Source organism: Rhizobium sp. Leaf311, assembly GCF_001423445.1.
GTDB lineage: Bacteria > Pseudomonadota > Alphaproteobacteria > Rhizobiales > Rhizobiaceae > Agrobacterium.
This window is the reverse complement of the sequence record NZ_LMNZ01000024.1, coordinates 130,257-130,524: the sequence shown is the minus strand read 5'-3', so window position 1 is coordinate 130,524 and position 268 is coordinate 130,257. Positions and strand designations below refer to the sequence as shown.

Sequence of the window (268 nt, the reverse complement as noted above, 5' to 3'; positions counted from 1 at the left end):
TATCCGTTTTTTTGAGTCCGCTTTGGAAAGGGCTTCGCGGAGGATTTCGACCTCCATCGTCTTACGGCCGAGCATGCGCTCCAGCTCCCGAACGCGATCCTCCAGTTTCTTCACTTCAGAATTCCCGACAACCGGCTCGTCAGAATCCACGGCTGCAGCACCTCCCTCACTCAATAGCCTGCGCCATCGATACAGCAGATTGGGCGCAACGCCATGGCGGCGAGCGGTCGATGATACCGTCTCGCCAGGTTCAAAACTCTGCTCAATA

1 protein-coding gene is annotated in these 268 nt (G+C 56.3%); it reads right to left on the bottom strand.

The annotated features are described in order from the left end of the window. The coding region (locus ASF69_RS23230) for a transposase (RefSeq protein WP_156462159.1) at nt 1–268 on the bottom strand (268 nt) is incomplete at both ends.